The organism is Spirosoma arcticum (assembly GCF_054779955.1).
The window spans coordinates 12,556-37,016 of record NZ_BAAGXG010000016.1; the positions used below are offsets into that span (position 1 = coordinate 12,556).

Genomic DNA, 24,461 nt, shown 5'->3' on the forward strand with positions numbered 1-24,461 from the left:
AAGACGGGTTAGGCTGAACGGCCCGGCTCGTTGGCAACCCTCGAACCGTTGCTTACGATGGTTTGCGGTCAGGAAATTTTCCTATAATCTGACCTACCTCGCGGGGTAGCTGCGTGGTAACGTTGGCCGGGTTATGGACGGCATTCTGCACCGAGCCGCGCCAGATCAGCTTGTGCGTTTTGGCATCGACCATGTCTACCACAACCGTGCCCGCTTCGTAATTTTGCCTGATGTACCGTTGCCCGCCATAACCATACCAGTTGGGTCCCCAGCCGCCGTAGCCCCACCGTCCCCAGCCCCAGCCCCGCCCGAACCCGCGATAGCCGCCATAACCACTGTAACCTCCGCCATAGCCGACGGGAACCGTCTGTGTCTTGTTCTGCACAAAAAAGTGGTAGCCGATCAGTAGATCAGGATTCCGGGTAGCTTCGGTTATTCCTTTTTTAGCGAATTCAGACTGTATCGTACGTTCGACGTTCTGAGTGGCGATCTGATTGTAATAAAGCGGGTTTTCCCCAGCAACTACGCTCGAATCGTTGTTCATGAACGCAAACGTGCGGTAGTGGCTGAGGTCCGCATTTTTGGATTGATCCACCGTTACCCTTGGCGCACAGCCAGTGGCTAACAGCAAAATTCCGGCGGTAATCATCCGGTTCTTCATGGCTTGTAGAGTTGATTAAATTGGGTTGATACGCGAAGTAATTTCCAGTAATACGAACGGTTAGAAGGGCTATGCCATCTCCGCACGGGCCCGTGATGGCGTACCGTGCCCCCTCACCTACTCAGGCATTAATCGCTCGTTCTACCACCGCTTCTGCCCACACCAGTATGGTGGAAGAGAAACACCTGATGGGTCTGGGCCAGGCCGTTTGTATGGGCTGGATCCCCGTTGTCCCTTGTTCCGGTAAATTGCGGCCAAAAGCGTAAAGGCCCCGCGGAGGCTTTACCAAACATTCGGTAACTATATGGAATCCCCCAACCTCAATAAACGGGGGCTTAGCCGTTGGCTGAATGATTGGATGGGCTTCACCAATCGTTGAGGCTTGCGTTAAGATTCATCGGCTGATTCAATCAGCCTTTTTAATTTTGTCTCCAGCGAGACACTTACTTGGGTAACTCCTTCATTTCCAAGCTGACCAAACAAGGTAGCGGGTTGATCATACGCCACCTAGCTTTTCTGTTGATGTCAGGCTAAGACAGTAGCCATATCCAAAGCGAGGGCTAACGATGTAATTTTCGATTTCCTTTTTCTCTTTGGCGCCCGCCATGAATGTAATGGTAAGATCAGCTTTGACTTCGGCGGAAGACAGTCCCTTTTTGCTCAGAATCTGCGTTACGGCTTCCTTTACGTTGTTGTTGATCAGTGTACTGTAACTGTCCTTGACGTCCAGCTTGCGCATGACTTTACCCGGAGCAAAGCCGAACGTCCGGTACTTGTTGAAATCAACGGCGTGGTCGTAGTCTACGTTGATCTGACACTTCGCCGCCTGCGCGGCAAAACAAACGAACAGGAAAGCAGGCGTGTTTTCATGAGATTGAGCGTAGTAGTGAGCTAAATATGTGCGAAATGGCTGACGGCTTAGATACGAAGGCCAGCGAAAGTCACAGCCGGTGGCAGGCTTTCTAATCAATGGCGTCTGCCACCGCGCAGTATCCTGCCGTTGCCATCCAGATAGATCCTTTCGTGTTCTTTACCTTTTGCCAATTTGACGCGGTACACCACAGTCTTATTTTTAGAGAAGGTAATTCGCTCACGATCACCAACAACCCGCCAGTCGGTAAACTGACTGTTAATCGTTTTTGCAACGGGACCGGGCAGGTCTGCCTGTCTGACGGTTTCTTTGTAGCTAAGCAGCTTTCCGCTCTTATCATAGACCGCCGTGTACTTCAGGTTAGGACCGGCAGCACTGACCTGGTAATACTGCAAATCGCTCTTGTCGCCATCGGTATCGTCGTTATCCTGAATAGCCCATTCCTTACCATATAAGGCCCCCGGCAGGAAGGCCACTTCGCTGACGATGGTGTTTGGGAAGTCCTTCCTGAGGGCATCCATTACCGCCTGAGGCTCTTCTCCTTTCTTGACTCGCGTGATCGAGACCGTTTCATCAATAGCAGGGGCCTGCGCCCAAATGGTCCCAGGTGACAAAAGCATGAGTGCTAAAGAAATGATTAGTTTTTCCATGAGTTTATACGTTTGTCTTGTTAAAATCCGGCATTTAGATAATGCTTACCCAGAAAGTCACAAGCCGCGCAAATTTTTTTGCCCAATGTGACATACCACCGGAACTGTCAGGTGTACGTAGCACGATGATACAAAAGCATCGAAAAGCGTGTCGAGGTCTAATTGGCGAATACAATACGCATTGATCTCGCGTCCTTCGTCGTTGATCGCCAGCAGTTTTAAACCATGGGTCGCCGGTCGGTACGATTCGGCAGTATGACTCAATTTTAGTCTGTAAGGCGACAATCCACTTCGGGATAACTCGTGTAACTGAGTGGACTTTAGGCGACATCTATGTAAATGGAGACTCCAACCTATTTCCTCCAAGTGAATGGAGTTCTCGCCAATAAATAGAAACAAGGCTGTGAATTAGAAAAAAAAATTGTCCGAAATAATAAGTGTTTCTGCCAGATAACTATGGACTTTAGCAATTGATTTATGTGTAATAAACAATTAATAATCAGATAGTTAAATTGACTTAGACTGATTAATTTCCAGGGCCATTATTTTATCCGTTTGGCTGAGTTTATTGTCTTTCCCGTATGCGAGACAACACTGGTCCACCAGTTGCTATCCGTTCGTAGTACTAATAGTTAATTCGTATGTACGACTTCCAATGTTCAACCATGTGCTTTGGCAAAGATTCTTATAACGTTCTCTCGTTGATTTGCTTAGGGGCCCAACAACTCCGTGCTTTTTAACCGAAGTGAATATGCAAAACCAGGCAGAAAGAGACCAGTTCATTTCAACCTTATTTCTGGACATAGGTGGGGTAATGCTGACTAACGGCTGGGATCAGCAATCGCGTAAGCTGGCCGCCGAGACGTTTGGTCTGGATTTGATCGAGTTAGAAGAACGGCATCACCTGACCTTTGATACCTATGAAGTGGGCAAGCTTACAATGAACGAGTACCTCAGCCAGGTCGTGTTTTACGAACCCCGCTCGTTCACGATGGATACCTTTCGGGGATTCATGTTCGCACAGTCAAGACCATATCCCGACATGATTGCACTTGTCAGGCAGTTGAAAGTGACGTATCGGTTAAAAATTGCCGTGGTGAGTAACGAAGGTCGCGAACTCAACGCCCACCGGATTCAAACGTTCAGACTGAACGAATTTGTGGATTTCTTCATCTCGTCATGCTTCGTTCACTTCCGAAAACCGGACGCCGATATCTTTCAGATCGCCCTCGATATTGCGCAGGTTCCAGTTAGCCAGGTACTCTACATTGATGACCGACCTATGTTTGTCAGTGTGGCGGAGAGGCTGGGCATTAGGGGCATTTGTCATGTAGATTACCAGTCTACCCAAGCTGAAATGGCATCGCTTGGGTTATCATTAGTCGTAGGAGACCGCAACTCATGATCGCACCAACTGAGCAGATATTAACTATTAACAGCGGTTCGTCGAGCATTAAGTTCGCTATTTTTAACGGGAGTCACTTGCCCAACCGTGGCCTATACGGGTACATTGACCGCATCGGTTTGCCAGGAACAACGATAACATTTACAGACCCTGATACGCATCAATCGTCCAGTGTTCCGGTCAATGCCTTAAGCCGTTCATCAGTCGTGAATTTCCTGATCGACTGGTTGGAAAAACAACCCGTTTTTGACCGGATAAGGGCGGTCGGGCACCGAATCGTACATGGTATGGAGCGTCAGGAGCCGGAATACATTACGCAGGAGCTCACCAATGAACTACGCCGTATTAGTGCTTATGATCCCGATCACCTACCCGGCGAAATCGAGCTGATCGAAACGTTTCAAAAGCGCCATCCACGCTTGCTTCAGATTGCCTGCTTCGATACTGCGTTTCACCGTGCGATGCCCCGCGTTGCTCAACTCCTGCCTATTCCCCGACGGTTCGATGCGAAAGGAATACGGCACTACGGGTTTCATGGTTTATCGTATGCGTATTTGCTTCAGGAACTCGGCCGGATTGCTGGCGGGAAGCACTCCCGACAAGAACGCCTGCAAGGTCGTATCATCCTGGCGCATCTGGGTAGTGGAGCAAGTTTGTCGGCCGTTCGGGATGGCAAAAGTGTAGATACGAGTATGGGCTTTACGCCCACCAGCGGCTTGCCGATGGGCACCCGCCCCGGCGACCTTGATCCGGGGGTGGCCTGGTATCTGATGCAATTGGAGCCGTTGACGCCCCAACAATTCAACCACCTCATCAATCATGAATCCGGTTTGCTCGGTGTATCGGAAACTAGTTCGGATATGAGCGATCTGCTAAAACAGCAATCCGTTGATGTCCGGGCGGCTGAGGCCGTAGAGCTGTTTTGCTATCAAACCCGCAAATGGATCGGAGCCTTTGCCGCGGTTCTCGGTGGACTGGATACGCTGGTATTTTCGGGGGGAATTGGCGAAAATGTCGCAGAAGTACGAACTCGAATATGCGATAGGTTAAACTTTTTAGGTATTGAGCTGGACCAACAACGCAACGCAGCAAATTCGCCAGTGATTTCAACTGCTGAAAGCCAGGTCACTGTCCGTGTTATCCCGACCAACGAAGAAGTGATGATTGCCCAGCTGGTGAGCCAACTCTTAAAATACTAACTAAGCTTTGCCATTTTTTCGCGCTGCCTAACGATAATTCCTCAACACACCTAACTAAACTATGGAACCAGTTAATAGTCAACCAGCAGAAACGGAGAGCCAGGCGGGGATGTCCTTATCCGCAGAACAATGTTGGCGGATGGATGCCTATTGGCGGGCCGCCAACTACTTGTCAGTTGGGCAAATCTATCTACAGGACAATCCATTGCTGCGAGAACCCCTGGCACTGGCTCACGTCAAGCATATGCTACTGGGGCATTGGGGCACCACGCCGGGGCAGAATTTCATTTATGTGCACCTTAACCGGGTCATCAAAAAGTATAACCTTACTATGATGTACATTGCCGGACCTGGTCACGGTGGTCCGGCGGTGATAGCCAACACCTACCTGGAGGGAACGTATAGCGAAGTTTACCCGGCTATTAGCCCTGATGAAGCCGGACTGAAAAAGTTGTTTAAACAATTCTCGTTTCCGGGAGGCATTTCGAGCCATGCGTCGCCCCAAACGCCGGGTTCGATTCACGAAGGGGGTGAGTTGGGCTATTCACTGAGCCATGCATTCGGGGCGGTCTTCGATAATCCGGGCTTGATAGCGGCCTGCGTCATTGGTGATGGCGAAGCCGAAACCGGCCCCCTGGCGACGGCTTGGCACGCCAATAAGTTTCTCAATCCAATCTCCGATGGGGTGGTGTTGCCCATCTTACACCTGAACGGCTATAAAATTTCGAATCCGACCGTGTTAGCCCGCATCACCCCTGAGGAATTAGACCAGTTGCTTAGGGGCTATGGCTGGACACCGTATTATGTGGAAGGTGACGAACCGGAACGAATGCATCAGGCCATGGCTACCACGTTGGACCAGGCTATCACACAAATCAATGAGATTCAATGGAATGCCCGCAGTCAAAATCTGTCGACTCGGCCTCGGTGGCCGGTAATTGTGTTAAAATCACCCAAGGGCTGGACAGGGCCAGCGGTTATTGATGGACTGCCCAACGAAGGCACCTTCCGGTCGCATCAGGTGCCGCTTTCGGTGTCGGCCAGTACGCCCCCAGAGCATCTGGTGCAACTGGAAAGCTGGCTGAAAAGCTACAAACCCGACGAATTATTTGATGAGCAGGGGCAACTGATACCGGAACTGGCGGAGTTGGCTCCGAAGGGCGACCGTCGGATGGGTTCGAATCCTCGGACCAACGGGGGACTGGTGCTGAAGGATTTACACATGCCTGACTTTAGCGAGTATGAGGTCAATGTACCGTCGCCGGGGGCCAGCGAGTCCAGTGTCACCTATGTGGTGGGGCAATTCTTGCGGGATGTTATTCAGTTGAATCAGGAACCCAGAAATTTCAGAGTTTTTGGCCCTGATGAAACCCTTTCGAATCGTCTGGAAGCCGTTTTTGAAACCACGAATCGACAATGGAATGCCGAAACCGCTATTAATGACCAGTTTCTGGCACCGACGGGTAGCGTTATGGAAATACTCAGCGAACATCAGTGTGAGGGATGGCTGGAGGGATACCTGCTGACGGGCCGACATGGTTTGTTTAACAGCTATGAAGCATTTGTTCATATTGTCGATTCGATGTTTAACCAACATGCCAAGTGGCTGAAGATGACCCTCGAACTACCGTGGCGTCGACCACTTGCTTCATTAAATTACCTGCTGACGTCCACCGTGTGGCGGCAGGATCACAATGGGTTTACGCATCAGGACCCCGGTTTTATGGATCATGTGATCAACAAGAAAGCCAGTATTGTGCGTATCTATTTACCCCCCGATGCAAACTGCCTGTTATCGGTAATGGACCATTGCCTGCGCTCCCGGCATTATGTCAATGTGATGGTGGCAGGCAAGCACCCGGCTCCTCAGTGGCTGAACATGGAGGCTGCCGTCAAGCATTGTACGGAAGGTATTGGTATCTGGACCTGGGCAAGTAACGACAATGGAGTCGAACCGGATGCGGTTATGGCGTGCTGTGGCGATGTACCGACGCTCGAAACATTAGCGGCCGTGTCAATTCTGCGGGAGCATTTACCCGACCTTAAAATCCGGGTGATTAACGTCGTTGATCTGCTGAAACTGGAACATCATACCCAACATCCTCATGGCCTGACTGACGCGGATTACGACGCTCTTTTCACCCGGAACAAGCCCGTTATTTTTGCGTTTCACGGTTACCCCTGGCTGATTCATCGGCTTACCTACAACCGGGTCAACAACCCTAACCTGCACGTACATGGCTATCAGGAAGAGGGCACTATTACTACAGCCTTCGATATGACGGTACTTAATAAGCTGGATCGCTTTCATCTGGTTATAGATGTACTGGACCGCCTGCCCCAAATGGGCAACAAGGGAGCGTATTTGAAACAGTTGTTGACAGATAAGCTTATCGAGCATAAGCAATACATCGACCAATATGGAGAAGACATGCCTGAGATTCGTGACTGGAAATGGAAAGTCTGATCGGATGAATATACCCGTATTAATCGAAACAGCCAGAGCCCTCGTCGCTGACAACAAGGGCCTGCTGGCGATGGACGAAAGCCCATCGACCGCTAACCGGCGATTCGCGGAACTAGGTATTCCCCAGACCTCAGAGACCCGACGGGCCTACCGGGAGTTACTGGTCACAACAGTCCGTTTGGGTGAAAGTATTAGCGGAGCCATTTTGTACGACGAAACTATTCGGCAGCGTACACTGGCCGGTACTTCATTTGTCGATGTTCTGGGCCGGGAAGGCATCATTACAGGAATTAAAGTCGATCTGGGGGCTAAGGATCTGGCGGGTTTTCCGGCAGAAAAAATCACCGAAGGATTGGACGGACTCCGCGAACGACTGGCCGGATATGCTCGGTTGGGTGCCCGTTTTGCCAAGTGGCGGGCTGTATTTTTCATTGGCGAAGGCCTGCCAACGAGAGCCTGTACAGAAGCTAACGTTCATGCGCTGGCCCGCTATGCCGCATTGTGTCAGGAGGCTGGACTGGTACCCATTGTAGAGCCGGAAGTCCTGATGGATGGCAACCATACACAGGAGCGTTGTTTTGCGGTGACCGAAGGGGTGCTAAGAATGCTTTTTGCCCAGTTATATACACAGGGCGTTAGACTGGAGGGCATGTTGCTGAAGCCTAACATGGTAGTGGCGGGGAAAGATTATCCCGAACTGCCTACTATAAATCAGGTTGCCGATGCGACCGTGACGTGTTTATTGAGAACGGTGCCCGCTGCGGTGGCGGGCATCGCATTTCTGTCGGGCGGCCAATCGTCCGAACTGGCGACCAGCCATCTGAATGCGATGAACAGTCGATTTAAGGGGCGATTACCCTGGGCGTTGACTTTTTCGTTCAGTAGGGCCATTCAGCAACCCGTGCTGAGTATCTGGAACAATCAAGACGCGAACATAGACGCTGCCCAACAGGCCTTGGTTTATTGGGCAAGTCGTAATCGTGCCGCCCGGCAGGGGTGTATAATTCAATAACCGTTTCGTAGCATGATGCTCAGAACCAAGACCTGTGCATTCTCACTTAAGATAGAAAACTACCAAAATTCACCTGAAGTGACGCTGGGCCAATACCTCGTCCCACATGGAGCCGACACAGGTTTCGATGATGAAAGATCGGCCATTCTCAAAAGCAGAGGCTGAATTAATGGTGTTCATGATGATTCAGTTAAAATAAAACTGACTTTTCTGTCCAGAAATAAGTGAATTGATCATTTACTTACCCATACAGTATTTGACCTCCCCCCGCTAAACTGGACCAGTCTAAAGTAGAGAATCTGGGCGATTTTTCGGTAATTCAACAACCAATAATCGCTTATGAAAAAGACAAAATTCACCGAAGCGCAGATCGTTTTTGCCCTTCGTCAAGCCGACACCGGAACCGTCGTTGCTGAGGTTTGCCGCAAGATGGGCATCAGCGAAGCCCCCGCAGCGGCGGACCGCTTCTACAACTGGAAAAAGAAGTATGGCGGTCTGGGCGTTCCCGAGCTTCGGCGGCTCCGCCAACTTGAAGAGGAGAACCAGCAATTAAAGCAATTGGTCGCCGATCTAAGCCTGGATAAACAGATGCTTCAGGATGTGATCAAAAAAAAGCTCTGAGGCCAGCTCAACGCCGAGGGCTGGCCCAGAGCCTGATGAGTGATTATCAAGTGTCAAATCGCAGGGCTTGTGCGGTAGTGTTGTTGGGTCGCTCCACCTAGCATTACAAAGCTCGACGCCGGGATGACTCAGTGCTACGAAAACGGATTCGGGAGATTGCCCAAACCAGAGTCCGTTACGGCTGTCAACGCATTTTTACCTTACTTCGGAGGGAGGGCTGGCGGGATAACCACAAGCGAGTACACCGTCTGTATCGCCTGGAAGGACTGAATTTGCGCAGTAAGCGGCCACGACGCAACCGAACGGCGGCTCATCGACTGGATCGGCCTGAACTCTCTACTATCTACCAGTGCTGGAGCATGGACTTCGTGGCTGATCAGTTGTTTGACGGACGAAAAATCCGAGCCTTAACTGTAGTCGATAATTTTAGCCGTCAGTGCGTTGCCATCCACGTTGGCCAATCGTTAAAAGGGGAAGATGTGGTAGCAGTAATGAATCATCTAAAAGTGGTAGATTTGGCTGTGCCGGAACGCATTCAACAGGGCCGCCTGAGCGGTAGATAACGGCAGTGAGTTTATTTCGAAGGCACTCGATCTGTGGGCTTACGATAACGGGGTGACACTGGACTTCTCCCGGCCAGGTAAACCGACTGACAACCGCATCGGCGGACCGCCGTTCATTGAATCATTTAACGGGAGTTTCCGGGATGAGTGTTTGAACGCTCATTGGTTCCTATCACTGGACGATGCCCGTGAAAAGATTGAACATTGGCCCGGGCCGCCGGTGCGGACAAGAATATAACAGTTTTCGGCCTCACAGTTCGCTGGATGGGCTAACCGCACCGGCGGACCGGCCAGATGAGGTTGGAAAGGGGAAAGAAAGGAAGACAAATGAACGTCCGATCCTCAATCTTTGAGCGGTCCAGTATTTGGGGGGAGGTCAAAGGCGGCTTAAACTCCAGTCAAAACCGGCTCATTAAAGGGGGTAAGGACAAGGGGGGTTCGATTTATTTCTTGTCTGAATACCGCTGAGCACTACTGTACGGATGAAAACACTACATTTTGCCAGTACGTCTACGTCTATACGTCTGTTTATAAGAATCTATAGGTTAGCGACGCCTTAGCTTTTAGCTACCGTTTGGGCCAAATCGTTCTGTATAAATGTCTAATGGAGGAAGCTCCATAGCGGCGAGCTCATTAGCTACAAATTCTACCAATTGCGTAGGACCACAGATAAAACAAACGGGCAGCTCTTTTAAGGAATCAACTGCATCCTGTAGTATAGGTCGGTCAATTCGGCGGTGGTATCCCTGCCAATCAGCGGGTACTTGTCGGGTTAAGGTCATGGCCAGTGTGAAACTTGCGTCCTGGCTGGCCAGATGTTCTAATTCGGTGCGGTAGATGATTTCTTCGGCCGTTCGCACACTATACAGCAATCGGGTAGGATTCGTTGCTCCGATCAGGAACCGATGCCGTAGGATAGCCATCAAAGGCACCACACCTGACCCACCTCCGACTAATAACGACGGTCGGCGCATCATTTCATCTCGCCAGACAAAGTACCCCCCAATAGGGCCACGAACTTCCAGTAAATCACCCAAATCCACCCCTTCGTGTAAATAACTCGATATTTCGCCATCGTCTATTCGTTCAACAGCCAAGTCAATGATTCCCGTTTGTTCTGGGGCCGAAGCAATTGAATAACTGCGCTCGGCCTGGTAGCCGTCTTCAGCCGTCAGGCGTAAGTCATAATGCTGCCCCGGCAGATGAGGTATCCAATGTGGGAGGTGGAGTCTAAATGTTTTGACCCGGGGCGTTTCCTGGATGATAGCCGTAACCGTGCCTAACTGCCATTGGAAAGATGCCATCTAATCGTCGCTTCGGTAACGTTGTTCCGTCCAGGGATTTCCATACATGCTGTAGCCACCCTGCTCCCAGAAACCGGGCTGGTCATGATCCATAAATCGTAGCCCTTTGATCCACTTGGCACTTTTCCAAAAGTACAGGTGTGGCACGACCAATCGGGCTGGACCGCCATGCTCAGGGGCCAGCGGTTTTTCCTCAAACTGTAGTCCAATAAAAGCCTTGCCCTGCCGGAGGTCTTCCATAGGAATATTGGTTGAATAATCCCCGTAGGAATACGCCATTACGTACCGAACTTCGGGTTTCAGCGTAACGTGCTCCAGCAACATTTCCACACTGACACCCCGCCAGTGGGTATCAAGTTTCGACCACTTCGTTACGCAGTGAATGTCGTTGGTAAATGACTGCTGAGGTAAAGCGTTAAACTGTTCCCAGGACCACTGAACGGGCGATTCGACCAGCCCATCGAGGGAGAATGTCCAGGTAGCTAAGGGAAGTCGGGGTGTGGGACCAGCCGTCAGCACGGGCCAATCATTGGTTTCGTACTGGCCGGGTGGAATTCGATCGGCGTTGAGGTCAGAGTGTTTGCGCCCAAAGCCACGATTGAAAAAGGATGCCATACCGCGTTAAGTTTAGAATGAGTGAACGGTTTGATCACATCTGCGAGCTAAATAATCATTTTGCTGGTTAAAATGAGTCCGAAGCATCTTTCGGGTGAAATACCAATGCTTGTTTTCATGAGTCGTTCAGGTAAATAGTAAAGGAGTTATGTTTACTTCATAACAACGACTTATACCCACTCCCCTTTACCCCAATAAATAGTCCCGCTATGTAAATCAACGGTACTTAGAACATGTCGGGCGTATTGAGCAAGATGGGAACGAATGATTGGAAATAAACGAGACTGCGTTAGTTTTCCATGAAACTGCTGTCCAGCCACAAACAGAGCCGGTGTTTTGGTTACCCCAAGTCGATATCCTTCCTGCTGGTCGGCCTCAATGCAATGGCGTATCTGCTCATCGGCCAGATCATTCACAAATCGATTGTGGTTCAGGCCAAGGCAAGTTGCCAGCGTGGACAAGGCTGCCTGGTTGACGGGCGACTGTTTAAACAACGCATGATACATGGGCCAGAATTGCCCTTGCCGACGAGCGGCTTCAGTGGCTAACGCGGCTAAGAGGGAAAGTTCACTGCGGTACTTCGGAAAGTAGTGAAAGGTGTAGGTGATTTGGCCCTTAAAGGTGTTTAAAACCGTGTTGACAACCTCCCTGGATTGACGACATCGCGGGCAGGTAAAGTCAACGTATTCGACCAAGTCAACAGCATCCACCGTCGATCCCGGGTTGACAGGAATATCGTTAGGCAGTAAATTCATAGAGGAGCGTAGTAACTAAGATGAGAAGACAGTAATTGGTTAAACAGAAACGTCAGTTGAGTGAGTGAAAAGCCATTAATGTCGATAATTCAGTGAGTTGCTGAGAACCGCTCAAGTGCATATGGACGTCGCCTATGTAATAGCGCACACCGACAATCTGCCCTTCATGAATCCGGTAAAAATGGGTAAATGGCGCGGTATACCAAAGCCCATTGGGCTGTCGCCGAAATTGGTATTCGCCAACCACAATACCGCCAATCGGAGTGCCAATTACTTCGTTGACAACTTCGTGCCAGGCCGAATACGTGCGGTCGATTTCCGGAATATAGTGATCGTAAAAATCCGAACCCTGGTGGATACCCTCGCAAGGGTGTCCATTGGCCAGTTTCCAGACACAGTTGGGGTGAATGAGCGATTGATCCGCCTGTAATATCCAGGCGTTTATTAGATGAGCATGCCGGTTTTCGACGGACGAAACGACGGGCGGGCTGAACAGCCTGCGGAGAAAGTGAGCTAACAGGGTCATAGCAATGGTTGGTAAGTGAGTACTGTACTTCGGCCGTTACCAGGTAGTTCGGGCGCGATGAGGTCAGCCTGCATCAGCCGCTGTAGCTCTGCCGTACTTTCGCGGACTACGTTGACGTATTCGTCTTGGTTACGAATGACCGATAACCGTTTTAAGGTCCGCTCATCATGAACAAAAAATGTGCTGGCTGCCTGCGCGGCTTCCGTAGTCTCGCGTCCTAGAAGAGTCATGGCGTCAATCCCGAGTCGCAAACAAGTATCCAGCGTTTCCCGATAAATGTGCAGCATACCTGCATTCATCAAGTCGTACGCATCGTAGCGGTTAGTGGAACGAACCAGAATGTGCAGATCAGGAAAATAGCGTTTAATTGTTTCGATCAATTCAAGGCGTTTTTTTGCGTCGTCGATCGCAATGACAATGATTTTAGCTTTAGCAGCCCCGGCAATTTCCAGTATTTCGTGTCGGCAGGCATCGCCATAATAAACGTTCAGGCCTAATCGACGCAGCCAGTTTACATTGTCGCTGTTGCTATCCAGCACCGTCGTCCCTATGTTATTTGCCTGAAGAAAGCGCCCAACCGTGTGGCCAAAATGGCCGTAACCGGCAATGATGACTGGGTTGTCCTGGGCTTCTACATCACTTTCTTTATCGTCCGCTTCTATGAATACTTCCCTGGGAAGCAGAATTTTCTCGTTAAAAAGCATAGCCAAAGGCATAATGGCCATGCTAAAAGCCACTACGGCAGTTAAAATGCCGGTTAGTTCCTGTGTCAGAATACCCGCTTTGGTAGAAAAAATTAACAACACAATCGAGAACTCACCGACTTGGCACAAACCTAAACTGAACGTAAAATTCTGGGCGATGGGTAATCGGAAAATTTTACCTAACCCAAACAGCACCAGGAATTTGCAGACCATTATGCCCAACGTTAAGCCAAAGACGAGTATGGGATTGGCCAGGACCAATGGGAAATCGATAGAAGCCCCGACAACCATAAAAAACAAACCCAGTAGCAAGCCTTTGAAAGGATCTATATCACTCTCCAGTTCGTGACGATATTCGCTATTAGCCAGAATTACGCCTGCCAGAAACGCTCCTAACTCGGGACTTAAACCAACCGTTGTCATCAATACCGTAATGCTGACGACAATCAGTAGTGCTGTGGCCGTAAATAATTCCCGGATTCTGGTCCTGGCAATGATGCGAAACAGGGGCGGTATCAAATAGCGTCCAACGAGGATGATTACCCCTACAGCCCCTAAAGCAGCTAAGGGCTGAACCCAGTCCGGTAGCGACTGCATCACAGCCGTATGATCAGCACTGTTGGTTGGCCTATTGGCCAGCAGTGGGAACAAGGCCAGCATCGGAATGACGGCTATGTCCTGAAATAGCAGCACAGCAAAAGAGCTCTGTCCGGCGGGGGTCGAGATCAACCCTTTTTCGTTGAGCCATTGCAGCGAGAGGGCTGTCGACGATAGCGATAGCGTCAATCCCACGACTAGGGCGGGCTTTTCTCCAACCCCCAGCGGAAGGGCTAGCCCGGCTAAGACTCCCGACGTAACGGCGATTTGTAGCCCACCCATACCCACGATGGCTTTGCGTAGCCGCCACAAACGGGAAGGCTCTAATTCAAGCCCGACAACAAACAGCAACATCACCACGCCAAATTCCGCTACCTGCATGATAGCAGCCCCGTCGTGGGCAACAATGGCTAAACAGGCGGGGCCAACGAGTATGCCAGCGAGCAGATAGCCCAACGCAGAGCCCAGGCCAGCCTTCTTGGCGATCGGAACCATGATGACGGCTGCGGCCAGAAAGACCATCGCCTGAAAGAAAAATGATTCCTGCATGGTAAAAAGTCAGAATAAGTGAACCAGTTAGATTAGGGTTGTAATCGGCGCTGCAACTCTTTACGGGCGATAAAAATCCGGTTTTTCACAGTACCCAATGGAATGGAGAGCTGGCGGGCAATTTCGTAGTACTTAAAACCATCCAGGTGTAGTTGCAAGGGTTCGCGGTATACATCCGTCAATTGAGCCGTAGCCGCCCGGATGTCGTCCAGCACGGACTGGCTAATGGCTCCATTGTGTAAGGCACCGCCTGTTAAGTTTCCTAACTCCCGAAAAGACGTTTGAACCAGTATCCGGCGTTCGCGCTTTACCCGGCCACACTGCGTCATGAAGGTGTTGTGCATGATGGTAAATAGCCAGGCCTTCAGGTTAGTGCCAGGCTTGAATTTATGCCAGTATCTATAGGCTTTTAACAGGGTTTCCTGCACCAGGTCGTTGGCGTCTTCAGCGTCTTTGGTAATCTGTAGGGCGTACTGGTGCAGCTTACCCATAATCTGGTTGATCTGACAGGTAAAATCGGCGTGTATGTCGTTCGTTATCATGGCGTTATTTGCTTGGCATTGCAATGAGGATAACCGATTCGCGAATGGGGTCAGGGCGGTAGATGGCAACAACGGTATAAAGCCTTTCCACAGACAGGGGGCCGCAGCTGGCGCATCGACGCCTATAAATCAGATCGTAACCGACGGCTGATTGGGATAGCGTAGCCGACGGTAAAGGAGATGACGCGGTTGTGCGACTCTGACGGGTTGATGTTCGATAATCCCAGCCCATAGCGGCCTTCGACCTGTAGGGCACCGTAACCCAGCCGTTGGGTAAGCCCTAACCCAAATTGCAGGCCCCAGTCCGAGCGTTGCACTTCATTCTTTCCGTCGCCAAATTTCAGCTTGACGTCTTTTCCGTCGGTTCCCCGGTTCTTACCACCTACAGCATAGCCGTAAGAGGGACCAGCTCCAACGTAGACTCGGGTTTGCTTACTGCCTACGCTCAAACGGCCCATCACCGGAATCTCGATGTAGTTCACCGTCATTCGATCGTTCTTGGCGCGTTGATAGCCTTTCTGCGTAAACAGCACTTCAGGTTGCAGCGAAAAGACACTGAACGGCGAGCCGATCAGGAGACCGACGCCACCCACAAATACCCCTCGTGAGCGGGTATCTTTGTTGTCCGCCTGGTCGAAGGCGATACGGGCCAGGTTTAGACCGGCTTTGGGAACCAATGCGACCTGCGCCCACGTGCTGCTCACTAATCCGGTGAGCAGCAGAACAGTGCATACAAATTTGTTCATGGTTATTTGTTGTTTATTGTTTAAAGCAAGGATGTTATGGACGAACGATAGCCGTCTGCAAACACCACTGTCTGGGAAAGATCAGTTAAGCCGGATCATTCATTCAGTAATGGACGCGCCGGCGATCAGGTAGTAGTCTTAGGCTCCTGATCCGTTGTGATATGACCACTGTCGATAAACCAGGCCGCCAGTAACAGGATTTCCCGCTCTGCATCGGTCAAGCCAGTGCTCCGGGCTATTTTCTTACAGGCTCCGACGATTTCATGCGCCCGTATGTACGTGTGATAGTAATGGTTACCTGACCCATTTTTCTTGTAAAGAGTAGACACGAATTCACGAGCCATCTTAACTACGCTCCCGGAAAAACGCTGTCCGTCCAAGGCATGCCTAACCGCATCGGTTGATAGTAGAGTCTGTTCCATAACGCAAGTGGGATTTTAAAAAAACACCCCCCATACCTGGGTACCGACTATATTACCAATTGGCATACCAACACCGAAGAAGAAACGGCTATTATACGAATTCGCTGTGTATCAGTAGTATACGAAAAAATTAATTATTGACCTACGAGGGCCGGATTCTTAAATCCTCCAAAATCAGACGAAATATTGGACAGGATTAGTCAACTAATTTGGAGACCAACCAGGCGAGGCTGCTAATGAGAGTGCCTGAAAACGGGCAGACACGTCTATCGGGCAGCTCTATTCATTCCGTTTGATATCCATCCTCACCATCTTGGCTTCCAGGGTAGTAGGCTTGATATTTAATAGTTCAGCGGCTCCGCCTTTGCCACGGATTCGGTAGTTGGCCAGTTTCAAAGCTACCAGAATATTATCCCGCTCGGCCTGATCAAATGGCTTAACAAGAATAACGGACTGGTTGGGCGATGTGGGCGATAGAGCCGGTTTTAAGTTGGCGGCCAGAGGTTCGATTAGGGAGACCTCAGGGGTAGTGCTCATAATAGCAGCCCGCTCCAGCAAGTGCTCTAACTCACGAATATTACCCGGCCAGTGATATTCATTCATCTGCTCCCATGTAGCTTCCGAAAGACCGGTTAGCTTCTTACCCAGCTTTTTAGCAATCTTTTGTAGAAAGTAGGTACTCAGCAGGGTCAAATCCTCCTTCCGTTCCCGTAACGGAGGCAGATTAATGGGAAATACGTTTAAACGATAGTAAAGGTCCTGGCGAAAATGCCCGGCAGCGGCCTCCTGCTGCAGATTACGGTTGGTGGCGGCAATCACCCGTACATCACAGGCAATGGGTCCCTTGCCACCAACGCGTTCAATCTCTTTTTCCTGCAGAACTCGAAGGAGTTTAGGTTGCAGTTCCAGGGGTAACTCGCCGATTTCATCCAGAAAGATCGTACCACCATTGGCCAGTTCAAACTTACCGATCCGCTTGTCAGTCGCGCCCGTAAAAGCGCCTTTTTCATGGCCAAACAATTCGGATTCGATCAGATTAGTGGGTAATGCCGCACAGTTGAGCTTGATCAGGGCTTTCGTCCGGCGTGTCGAGCGGTTATGAACAGCACGGGCAATCAGTTCTTTGCCGGTACCGGTCTCCCCCTGAATTAACACCGTGTAGTCGGTGGGAGCAACTTGTTCTATGCTCTTAAATACGCTCCGTAAAGCCGGGCTTGTGCCAATAATTTCTTCAAAATTAGCCCCCGTCTTTACTTCTTCCTGCAGGTAGGTATTCTCCCGGCGCAGTTGCTCGCTGAGTTGTTCGATCTTGTCAAAAGCCATCAACCGGTCCACCGTTAAAGTCAGGGAGGATTGCAGGCGCTGAAGTAACGTTAAATGGTGAGGTTGGTACGTATCCGGCTGACGGCTGAAGAAGGAGAGATAAAAATCACCATTATGGGCTGTCCTGATGAGCATGGTCAGGTTGGACTGTAGCCGGAAGGTTTTGGCAATGAGCTGTCTTAATGGATTCTGGCGGCAGATTGCCTCGAAGTCATCCCCGTTGTAAATGGCTAACCGGTCAAAGCCCGATTGCGCACGGATCTGGTGATACTTATCCAATGTCAGGCCGGTCATTTGCAAAAAAGTATCCGGTCGAATCGTTTGATATTCTTCCTGACCCACCCGAAAGAAACTACAGGAACGAAACGTGTTCAGAGCCATTTCTTTCTCCAGTCCTATGATAAAGTAGTCGAAGGGTATGTAGGGTTGGAAAAGCTGGGCTACCTTCAACAGTCGCTCTTCCCAGTCTCCCTCCTCCGAAAGGGCGTCCGTGATAGCGATCTGCAACGCCTGTTCCTGCCGTACCTGGACTTCAAGGCTGTGGGCGTGGCGGTAATGGGCAATCTCCAGAGCTACCAGCACGTCTTTTTCCCGGAAGGGCTTAACCAGAAAACCATAGGGTTTGGTCGCTTTTGCTTCTTCCAGAATACTGGCGTTGGTGTTGGCTGATAAATACACAAATGGAATATTGTCTTCACTAAGCTGATGGGCCAGATCAATCCCCGTTTCGGCCCCCTTCAAGTGAATATCGAGCAATACCAAATCTGGCCGTTGCAGGCGATTGATTTCCAACGCTTTGGCCACCGATAGCGCAATACCACTGACTAAGTAGCCTGCTCTTTCCAGAATAAGACGCAGATCGTTGGCTACGGCAAACTCGTCTTCTACAATCAGGATGGTTTGCGTAAGTCGCTGGGGATTAGTTGTATCAATAGGCATAATCGGTGCTGGTAGAAGTTAGATTTAGTTGCTCATTGCCAAAAGCTAACGTGATCGTTGGTCCAAGGCCACTGCTAATCGCTAATACCCCGCCCAATTGCTCACTACTTCTATCAAACATTCCTAACTCATAATAAGCGTTTTCCAGCTTAAAATAGGCCAATTCCAGTTCCTCGGGTAGCTCACTGCTCTCTATACTTTTGACGACCTCAAGGACGTAAAATAATTCTTGATTTAAATCGCCTTTAGCCTGACTTAAGTCAGACATGAAGAAGTAGGCGTTGGATAAATAGCCGTATTCGCCGGGCAGCTTGTAAACACTCTCCTCGGCCAGTGTCCGACAAGCCCGGGTCAGGGGCCTGAAACCGATGGCTTTTTGAATGCCCAGTACCTGTAGCGCTTTTTGCTTGGCCTGCCCGGTGCTCCCTCTATCTAATTGAAAATGTTCATAACCCATTTCTATCAGAATGAGCATTTCCTGGGACTGATCACCGATTTGACGGGAAAGGGCCAGTACTCTGAGTAGAGCGTTCCTGTTTTTCCGGCAGTCATCACAGAAGGTTGTGGTTGCCATTCTCAGCAAGGCCTTTATTTCACCGGCTTTGTCGCCTGCCTGTTGGCGAGCTTCGATCACCTGCATGAAGTAGGCTTTGGCTCGCGCCCAATCCTTGCCAAGCAGAAAGCCAATCCCGATCAGGCACTGGCTTTCTTCCTGCCATTTTTGATTGCCAATGCCTTCGCTGAGCGTTTCGGGCTGGCGAAAAAATGCGATTGCGCCAGCCCGATTCGCCCTCTGAGTAAACGTTGGGCGGAGCTTATTCTTTCCCAGTTCCAGTAACAGCTTGACGCGACTGGTATCACTCAGGCTTTTTACTAAGCGCAGGGCGGTGCCGATTTTCTGTTGTTTACCATAAATTTCTCCTTGCAGGAAAATGGCATCAACCTGGCCCTTCGCCAATATAAGCCGATGGCTTAGCTCCCCGGCCTGCTTGGCGAACACCAGAGCACTATCCAGATCATGCTCAGGATTTAGGGTTTTGTTAAGGTAGTAAGCGCTCAATTTAAGAAGGACCGGCACCTGGTTGATGTCGATCCAGGAAGTCCGAAGTTCCTGCCTCAGACTATCGACTGCGGTTAACGGGTTTGGCTGTGTCCTGGCTTTAAACGATAACAAGATTAACCCAAGCATACTTCCCAAGAAACGGATTGTTAGAAAGTCCCTCATAGTAGGGACACAATAGCAACTTAATAACCAATGTCATGGACCAGCGGAAAGGGATGTGACTTTAAATTTCTTAAAAGAAATCAACCAATACCGAAAACAAAATATTTCCTTACAATGCTAAGTTAAGTACTTTAAATACAGCATATTAAGTTAATAAAAACTGGTGAGTGCTGAGCGTACTTTATTAGAAGGAATTTCTTTCACCTTGTGCTTGGTACGTTTAGTTGCTAGCCTGACTGTCTTAAAAAGCGACAGGATACCTCTATCACTCCAAAGTCATGGAGCCTTTTGTTGGAGACTCCAATCCAGTGGACTTCTGGGACACGGTGGTTGGCGGACCATAGAGGGGAAAAGCGATAAATAAGCGCCTTTTTCGATCAAATAGCTTGATTTTAGCGATGTGCCAGCTATATCCGGGTGGTTTGGCACACTTTTCGGACCTTCCGGGTCAAGACGTTGATTATTATCCTCAGCTTTTAATCCGGACGGGGGCTCCAAGATTTTCAGCTTTGCCTTGCGCAGTTAGTCTTTCACCCAAACTAAGCCGCCATGCACTTATTAGACAAGTTTTGTCGTATGCTGATCGGGGTTCATATCGCTACGCTGATAGAGAATCTTCACGTTCGATTGCTGAACGATTGGATCAGGCACCCCGCCGACGAGCATTTACATCCTGAATGCACCTGGAAACTGGCTGACGCTCATCCCCATACAGGGACCTATCAGGGCAGGGAGTTTTATGAATGGTATACGGACCAATTAAGCGACACGTACCCAGCCTGGATTGAAGTAATTGATAGTGTGATCGGGTCACAGATTGGGGGCATCGTTGTCGGGGAGTATCAGTTTCAGCGAGAGACGAATGGAAACTGGTATACGGCTACCTTCACTCATTTTTATCGAATCGACGATGGTCAGATCACCTCCATTCGGTTTTTTATGGGCGAGGTTAAAAGGAGCACGATTTTATCGCAGCCAATAGCTGACGTTGGTTTAAAGCCCTGCACGTTATCACTTAATTAACAGCCATCCTGCTATTGCACGATTGTCATATAGATCACCGTTGTTCGCTGTTTTCCATGAACTCTATCCAGAACAAGTACCCACTTAACGCTGCTTACGTAGCGATAACCGAATTTGGCGATTTTGGGTCTCTTCATAGCCGACATGCCCGTAAGCCGATTGATGCCGTTGTAAAAATGCTTACGGGTGACGTTAGGTACCACTACCGCCATTATCCTGATCCCGCCAATAACGATTCGCTATTGGCGGCATTTGCCCTTGAAGCGGCTAAACGTCAGGGGCGGTTTCTGCCGATGTATGATGCCATGCTTACCCTGCCCGCCATCAATTGCGGTACACTGATAGCGCAGGCACTTCAATTAGGGTTCGACCAGCAACAATTCATGGATGATCTGGCAGATGATGACTTACAGGCTGTCATTAAGCAGGACTGGCAGGCCGGTCATCAGTTAGGAGTGGTTAACACGCCCACTCTTTTCGTAGACGGGTGTCGATTCTACGGCAAACTTACCCAGTCACGATTGGTACCATATATCCACTTTCACCTGAATCGTCACCGCAGACTGATAAATCATCAACTTGGTTCAGGTCAGCTGTCGATAGATGAACGGAAGAGTGTTTTGCTCTGATAAGCAGCAGCAAGGGTTGACGTGTATATAGTACCGTTAGTTATGAATTTTACTTTTCTCCCCAGTTATGAAGCCTATCAGAAGGAAGTATGATGCCTTGATTATCGGCTTTGGAAAAGGCGGAAAAACACTGGCCACTTACTTAGCGGATAAAGCCTGGCAGGTGGCCCTGGTCGAAGAGTCAGCGTTAATGTACGGAGGAGCCTGCGTTAACATCGCCTGTATCCCCACAAAATTTCTGATTCATAGTGCGGAGACCAAATTGCCTTATAAGCAGGCTATTGAGGAGAAAAACAGGCTAACGGCTACCCTTCGTCAACTTAATTACAACACGGTCGACGAATCGCCAAACGCTACAGTCATAACCGGTAAAGCTGCCTTTTTATCTTCTTATCTAGTATCGGTTCGTCTCAGTGAAACGGGTAAAGAAGTGCTGATCGAAGCCGATAGAATTATAATTAATACGGGTGCCAAGGCCAGTATACCACCAATTCCCGGTATTCATCGCAACCCAAGGGTCTTCACCAGCACGACCCTCATCGAGCAAACCGAGTTGCCTAAACAGTTGGTGATTATTGGGGGTGGGTATGTTGCGCTGGAGTTCGCCAGCATGTACGCCCAGTTTGGATCCGACGTTACACTACTGGATAAATCACCGGTTTTTCTGCCGGGGGAGGATCGCGATATGGCGGATGCCATTGGGTCAATTCTGTCTGCTAAAGGCATTCGGATTGAACAGGAAACTAGTGTTTCAACCATTAAAACCGAAGACCCTCAGCACGATACCGTCGTATTTCGGAATCAGAAGGAGGAGACCGAAGCGGTAAACGCTTCTGCCATTCTGGTAGCGACTGGCCGACAGCCCTATACAGAGGGTTTAAACTTGTCGGCGGCCGGTGTAGAACAAGATAGTAAGGGATTTATCCAGGTTAATGAACGACTACAAACCAACGTTCCTCATATCTGGGCGATTGGTGACGTGAATGGCGGACCACAATTCACGTATGTATCGCTGGATGATTTCCGAATTATTAGAAGTCAGTTTTTGGGGCCAAAAGAATACACCCTGTCTGATCGGAAAAATTTTGCTTCATCACTATTCATTTCGCCACCCTTTTCGCATGTTGGTTTGCGTGAGCATGAAGCTTTAGCAAAAGGGTATCGAATTAACGTGGCTACGTTACCGGCAGCGGCCAATGCACGGTCTCAAATCCTTAACCAAACCGAAGGCCTTCTGAAAGCGGTTGTAGACGCTGAAACGAATCGGATTTTAGGATGTAGCCTGCTGTGTGCTTACTCCAGTGAGTTGATCAACCTGGTACAGATCGCTATCCACGCGAACCTCGACTATACCATTCTTCGCGACAACATTTATACCCATCCCACTATTAGTGAAGCCTTAAATGACCTGTTAGCTAAACTCTAACTGTTCATTTAGTTTGCATGGGCACCAAATCTACCAGACTTCCAACGAGTGTATGCCGTACAAACGTAAGTCAACTTATGCCACAGTCAGGCTGATTTGCCTCCTTCTGTACGAAATGCCGAAATCAGCTTTGTAAGGTTAGAATGTTTTAGAGTGTGTGTACTTAGAAAACGGATCTTTTTATAACGCACGAACTGCCATGTTATACAACAGTCGTTTCTACAGCGTTTTTTTCAACAGGTGCCCCCGTTGTCACGAAGGTGATTTCTTCGTAACAAACAGCGCCTTTAGTCGCCATTTCGACGACATGCATGAGCACTGCGACACCTGCGGGCTGACCTACATGCCTGAGCCGGGTTTCTATTGGGCATCTATGTTTGTCAGTTATGCCTTCTTCACCATCTGGACGTTAGCCACCTTCTTTGCTGTCGTTATCTGGCTAAACGTCGATGTCAATTATTACCTGATCGGTCTGGTTCCAACGCTGTTTTTGTTAACACCTTACTTTTTCCGGATAGCGCGTCGTACCTGGCTGACCATCTTCATAAAGCCTGACTTGCACAAAGATCGCTCTGTAGCTAAACAAGAGTAAACTGGCCGATTTGGACGTAGTGTGTTGTTTATTAATGAATTACTTACTTGAATTTTTCACCCTTTAACAATTATCCATATGAGTAACACAGCAACCCTGGAACAGGTTAAACCTGTACCCTTCGCTGAAGACCCCCATCTCTCCGTTGGCGTCAGAACATTTCTGAAAGAACTGAATTCGGGCGACGGACCACCGATGGAAGAGCTTCCTCCCACGGAGGCAAAGCTAGTGCTGGTTAATGCACAGGCAGCCGTGAAGGTTGATTTATCGGGCATTGAGCTTTCTCAGAAAACGATCACCGCCGATGGGTACAATGTTGTTTTGGATATTGTACGCCCGGCTGGAGTTAAAGGTACATTACCCGTATTTATTTTCATCCACGGGGGCGGCTGGATATTGGGTGACTTCCCAACCCACCAGCGGATGGTTCGGGATTTGGTTGTTTTGACCGGTTATTGTGGGGTATTTATCAATTACACCCGCACCCCTGGTGCCGAATTTCCACAGGCTATTAACGAGATTTACGCGGCTACGAAATGGGTGGCGGATCACGGCGATGAAATCGAGGTCGATGGCAAAAACATGGCGGTTGTTGGCAACAGCGTGGGCGGTAACATGACAATGGTTACGGGCCTGCAGGCCAAGGCCAAAGGCGGTCCACACATCAAATTGCTGATCATGATGTGGCCCATCGTCGATGCTGACTTTGAAACCGACTCTTACCACCGATTTGGAGAAGATCGCTTCCTAACGACTCCACTGATGAAGTGGATGTATGACATGTACATTCCTGATCCGGATGACCGGAAGCAGATCTATGCGTCACCGTTGCGGGCGACTGTCGACCAGCTTAGAGGGCTTCCACCGACGTTAATCCAGGTAGCGGAAAATGATGTACTACGCGATGAGGGCGAAGCGTTTGGTCGTAAGCTGGACGAAGCGGGCGTGACAGTGACAACGGTCCGCTATAACGGCGTCATCCATGATTTTGGTTTGCTGAACGGGTTGGCAGAATTACCCCCCGTCCGTTCCCTGTTTGATCAGGCAGCCGCTGAGTTGAAAAAATACCTGGGATAGACCGGCTGCAAAACCTGG

The 24,461-nt window shown here is 49.7% G+C and carries 22 protein-coding genes and 1 pseudogene; 10 read left to right on the forward strand and 13 right to left on the reverse strand.

All coding sequences use genetic code 11. The features are described from left to right. Positions 1-52: 52 nt before the first annotated feature. From ACYVHB_RS26255 to ACYVHB_RS26265, 3 genes are all read right to left on the reverse strand, one after another. Positions 53-661: a DUF4136 domain-containing protein gene (locus tag ACYVHB_RS26255; RefSeq protein WP_461054800.1), complete on the reverse strand. Its 609-nt coding sequence runs from the start codon at positions 659-661 to the stop codon at positions 53-55. A gap of 496 nt (positions 662-1,157) precedes the next feature. Continuing rightward, positions 1,158-1,631, reverse strand: coding sequence for a DUF4136 domain-containing protein (locus ACYVHB_RS26260; RefSeq protein ID WP_461054801.1), 474 nt, complete (start codon positions 1,629-1,631; stop codon positions 1,158-1,160). Then, on the reverse strand, positions 1,628-2,182 hold the full coding sequence (locus ACYVHB_RS26265; protein WP_461054803.1) for a hypothetical protein: 555 nt from the start codon (positions 2,180-2,182) through the stop codon (positions 1,628-1,630). The genes ACYVHB_RS26260 and ACYVHB_RS26265 overlap by 4 nt, the downstream gene beginning before the upstream one ends. A 751-nt stretch (positions 2,183-2,933) precedes the next feature. Between ACYVHB_RS26265 and ACYVHB_RS26270 the strand changes: the two genes are divergently transcribed. The 5 genes and pseudogenes from ACYVHB_RS26270 (at position 2,934) to ACYVHB_RS26290 (ending at position 9,802) form a co-directional block, all read left to right on the forward strand. Then, positions 2,934-3,587, forward strand: a complete 654-nt coding sequence (locus tag ACYVHB_RS26270; RefSeq protein ID WP_461054804.1) for an HAD family hydrolase — start codon at positions 2,934-2,936, stop codon at positions 3,585-3,587. After that, on the forward strand, positions 3,584-4,786 hold the full coding sequence (locus tag ACYVHB_RS26275) for an acetate/propionate family kinase (protein WP_461054805.1): 1,203 nt from the start codon (positions 3,584-3,586) through the stop codon (positions 4,784-4,786). The genes ACYVHB_RS26270 and ACYVHB_RS26275 overlap by 4 nt, the downstream gene beginning before the upstream one ends. Before the next feature lie 61 nt (positions 4,787-4,847). Then, positions 4,848-7,253, forward strand: coding sequence for a phosphoketolase family protein (locus ACYVHB_RS26280; RefSeq protein WP_461054806.1), 2,406 nt, complete (start codon positions 4,848-4,850; stop codon positions 7,251-7,253). 4 nt (positions 7,254-7,257) lie between these two features. Then, positions 7,258-8,265: a class I fructose-bisphosphate aldolase gene (locus tag ACYVHB_RS26285; protein WP_461054807.1), complete on the forward strand. Its 1,008-nt coding sequence runs from the start codon at positions 7,258-7,260 to the stop codon at positions 8,263-8,265. A gap of 339 nt (positions 8,266-8,604) precedes the next feature. Beyond that, positions 8,605-9,802, forward strand: a pseudogene (locus ACYVHB_RS26290) (IS3 family transposase). Between the two features lie 210 nt (positions 9,803-10,012). Here ACYVHB_RS26290 and ACYVHB_RS26295 read toward each other — a convergent pair. From ACYVHB_RS26295 to ACYVHB_RS26340, 10 genes are all read right to left on the reverse strand, one after another. Next, the gene (locus tag ACYVHB_RS26295) at positions 10,013-10,753 is read right to left on the reverse strand and encodes a ferredoxin reductase (RefSeq protein WP_461054808.1); all 741 of its coding nucleotides are present in this window, start codon (positions 10,751-10,753) and stop codon (positions 10,013-10,015) included. Then, the gene (locus ACYVHB_RS26300) at positions 10,754-11,368 is read right to left on the reverse strand and encodes a sulfite oxidase-like oxidoreductase (RefSeq protein ID WP_461054809.1); all 615 of its coding nucleotides are present in this window, start codon (positions 11,366-11,368) and stop codon (positions 10,754-10,756) included. 170 nt (positions 11,369-11,538) lie between these two features. Further along, positions 11,539-12,123 (reverse strand): DsbA family protein, encoded by a 585-nt coding sequence (locus ACYVHB_RS26305; RefSeq protein WP_461054810.1) that lies wholly within the window; start codon positions 12,121-12,123, stop codon positions 11,539-11,541. A 52-nt stretch (positions 12,124-12,175) separates the two neighbouring features. Next, complete coding sequence (locus ACYVHB_RS26310) at positions 12,176-12,649, reverse strand: nuclear transport factor 2 family protein (RefSeq protein ID WP_461054811.1); 474 nt, start codon at positions 12,647-12,649, stop codon at positions 12,176-12,178. Beyond that, complete coding sequence (locus ACYVHB_RS26315) at positions 12,646-14,499, reverse strand: monovalent cation:proton antiporter-2 (CPA2) family protein (protein WP_461054812.1); 1,854 nt, start codon at positions 14,497-14,499, stop codon at positions 12,646-12,648. Before ACYVHB_RS26315 ends, ACYVHB_RS26310 begins: the two co-directional genes overlap by 4 nt. 32 nt (positions 14,500-14,531) lie before the next feature. After that, on the reverse strand, positions 14,532-15,041 hold the full coding sequence (locus tag ACYVHB_RS26320; RefSeq protein WP_461054814.1) for an RNA polymerase sigma factor: 510 nt from the start codon (positions 15,039-15,041) through the stop codon (positions 14,532-14,534). Between the two features lie 122 nt (positions 15,042-15,163). Beyond that, on the reverse strand, positions 15,164-15,787 hold the full coding sequence (locus tag ACYVHB_RS26325; protein WP_461054816.1) for a porin family protein: 624 nt from the start codon (positions 15,785-15,787) through the stop codon (positions 15,164-15,166). 125 nt (positions 15,788-15,912) lie between these two features. Continuing rightward, entirely contained in the window at positions 15,913-16,209 is a 297-nt protein-coding gene (locus ACYVHB_RS26330; RefSeq protein ID WP_461054817.1) for a hypothetical protein, read from the reverse strand. Between the two features lie 279 nt (positions 16,210-16,488). Next, the gene (locus tag ACYVHB_RS26335; RefSeq protein WP_461054818.1) at positions 16,489-18,471 is read right to left on the reverse strand and encodes a sigma 54-interacting transcriptional regulator; all 1,983 of its coding nucleotides are present in this window, start codon (positions 18,469-18,471) and stop codon (positions 16,489-16,491) included. Then, on the reverse strand, positions 18,461-19,660 hold the full coding sequence (locus ACYVHB_RS26340) for a hypothetical protein (RefSeq protein ID WP_461054819.1): 1,200 nt from the start codon (positions 19,658-19,660) through the stop codon (positions 18,461-18,463). Before ACYVHB_RS26340 ends, ACYVHB_RS26335 begins: the two co-directional genes overlap by 11 nt. Before the next feature lie 585 nt (positions 19,661-20,245). Here ACYVHB_RS26340 and ACYVHB_RS26345 point away from each other — a divergent pair. The 5 genes from ACYVHB_RS26345 to ACYVHB_RS26365 all read left to right on the forward strand — a co-directional run bounded on the left by ACYVHB_RS26345 (position 20,246) and on the right by ACYVHB_RS26365 (position 24,443). Further along, positions 20,246-20,719: a nuclear transport factor 2 family protein gene (locus tag ACYVHB_RS26345; RefSeq protein ID WP_461054820.1), complete on the forward strand. Its 474-nt coding sequence runs from the start codon at positions 20,246-20,248 to the stop codon at positions 20,717-20,719. A 56-nt stretch (positions 20,720-20,775) separates the two neighbouring features. Further along, positions 20,776-21,348 (forward strand): DsbA family protein, encoded by a 573-nt coding sequence (locus ACYVHB_RS26350; protein WP_461054821.1) that lies wholly within the window; start codon positions 20,776-20,778, stop codon positions 21,346-21,348. A 67-nt stretch (positions 21,349-21,415) separates the two neighbouring features. After that, positions 21,416-22,774 carry an FAD-dependent oxidoreductase gene (locus ACYVHB_RS26355; protein ID WP_461054822.1) on the forward strand — a complete coding sequence of 453 codons (1,359 nt, stop codon included), beginning with the start codon at positions 21,416-21,418 and terminating at the stop codon, positions 22,772-22,774. Between the two features lie 199 nt (positions 22,775-22,973). Continuing rightward, positions 22,974-23,366 carry a DUF983 domain-containing protein gene (locus ACYVHB_RS26360; RefSeq protein WP_461054823.1) on the forward strand — a complete coding sequence of 131 codons (393 nt, stop codon included), beginning with the start codon at positions 22,974-22,976 and terminating at the stop codon, positions 23,364-23,366. A gap of 78 nt (positions 23,367-23,444) precedes the next feature. Further along, positions 23,445-24,443 (forward strand): alpha/beta hydrolase, encoded by a 999-nt coding sequence (locus ACYVHB_RS26365; RefSeq protein WP_461054824.1) that lies wholly within the window; start codon positions 23,445-23,447, stop codon positions 24,441-24,443. The last annotated feature ends 18 nt before the right edge of the window (positions 24,444-24,461 follow it).

Bases quoted from the DNA above. Each gene is read 5' to 3' on its own strand.
- ACYVHB_RS26255 (WP_461054800.1), bottom strand. From the start codon at position 661: ATGAAGAACCGGATGATTACCGCCGGAATTTTGCTGTTAGCCACTGGC.
- ACYVHB_RS26265 (WP_461054803.1), bottom strand. From the start codon at position 2,182: ATGGAAAAACTAATCATTTCTTTAGCACTCATGCTTTTGTCACCTGGG.
- ACYVHB_RS26270 (WP_461054804.1), top strand. From the start codon at position 2,934: ATGCAAAACCAGGCAGAAAGAGACCAGTTCATTTCAACCTTATTTCTG.
- ACYVHB_RS26275 (WP_461054805.1), top strand. From the start codon at position 3,584: ATGATCGCACCAACTGAGCAGATATTAACTATTAACAGCGGTTCGTCG.
- ACYVHB_RS26280 (WP_461054806.1), top strand. From the start codon at position 4,848: ATGGAACCAGTTAATAGTCAACCAGCAGAAACGGAGAGCCAGGCGGGG.
- ACYVHB_RS26285 (WP_461054807.1), top strand. From the start codon at position 7,258: ATGAATATACCCGTATTAATCGAAACAGCCAGAGCCCTCGTCGCTGAC.
- ACYVHB_RS26295 (WP_461054808.1), bottom strand. From the start codon at position 10,753: ATGGCATCTTTCCAATGGCAGTTAGGCACGGTTACGGCTATCATCCAG.
- ACYVHB_RS26300 (WP_461054809.1), bottom strand. From the start codon at position 11,368: ATGGCATCCTTTTTCAATCGTGGCTTTGGGCGCAAACACTCTGACCTC.
- ACYVHB_RS26305 (WP_461054810.1), bottom strand. From the start codon at position 12,123: ATGAATTTACTGCCTAACGATATTCCTGTCAACCCGGGATCGACGGTG.
- ACYVHB_RS26310 (WP_461054811.1), bottom strand. From the start codon at position 12,649: ATGACCCTGTTAGCTCACTTTCTCCGCAGGCTGTTCAGCCCGCCCGTC.
- ACYVHB_RS26315 (WP_461054812.1), bottom strand. From the start codon at position 14,499: ATGCAGGAATCATTTTTCTTTCAGGCGATGGTCTTTCTGGCCGCAGCC.
- ACYVHB_RS26320 (WP_461054814.1), bottom strand. From the start codon at position 15,041: ATGATAACGAACGACATACACGCCGATTTTACCTGTCAGATCAACCAG.
- ACYVHB_RS26325 (WP_461054816.1), bottom strand. From the start codon at position 15,787: ATGAACAAATTTGTATGCACTGTTCTGCTGCTCACCGGATTAGTGAGC.
- ACYVHB_RS26330 (WP_461054817.1), bottom strand. From the start codon at position 16,209: ATGGAACAGACTCTACTATCAACCGATGCGGTTAGGCATGCCTTGGAC.
- ACYVHB_RS26335 (WP_461054818.1), bottom strand. From the start codon at position 18,471: ATGCCTATTGATACAACTAATCCCCAGCGACTTACGCAAACCATCCTG.
- ACYVHB_RS26340 (WP_461054819.1), bottom strand. From the start codon at position 19,660: ATGCTTGGGTTAATCTTGTTATCGTTTAAAGCCAGGACACAGCCAAAC.
- ACYVHB_RS26345 (WP_461054820.1), top strand. From the start codon at position 20,246: ATGCACTTATTAGACAAGTTTTGTCGTATGCTGATCGGGGTTCATATC.
- ACYVHB_RS26350 (WP_461054821.1), top strand. From the start codon at position 20,776: ATGAACTCTATCCAGAACAAGTACCCACTTAACGCTGCTTACGTAGCG.
- ACYVHB_RS26355 (WP_461054822.1), top strand. From the start codon at position 21,416: ATGAAGCCTATCAGAAGGAAGTATGATGCCTTGATTATCGGCTTTGGA.
- ACYVHB_RS26360 (WP_461054823.1), top strand. From the start codon at position 22,974: ATGTTATACAACAGTCGTTTCTACAGCGTTTTTTTCAACAGGTGCCCC.
- ACYVHB_RS26365 (WP_461054824.1), top strand. From the start codon at position 23,445: ATGAGTAACACAGCAACCCTGGAACAGGTTAAACCTGTACCCTTCGCT.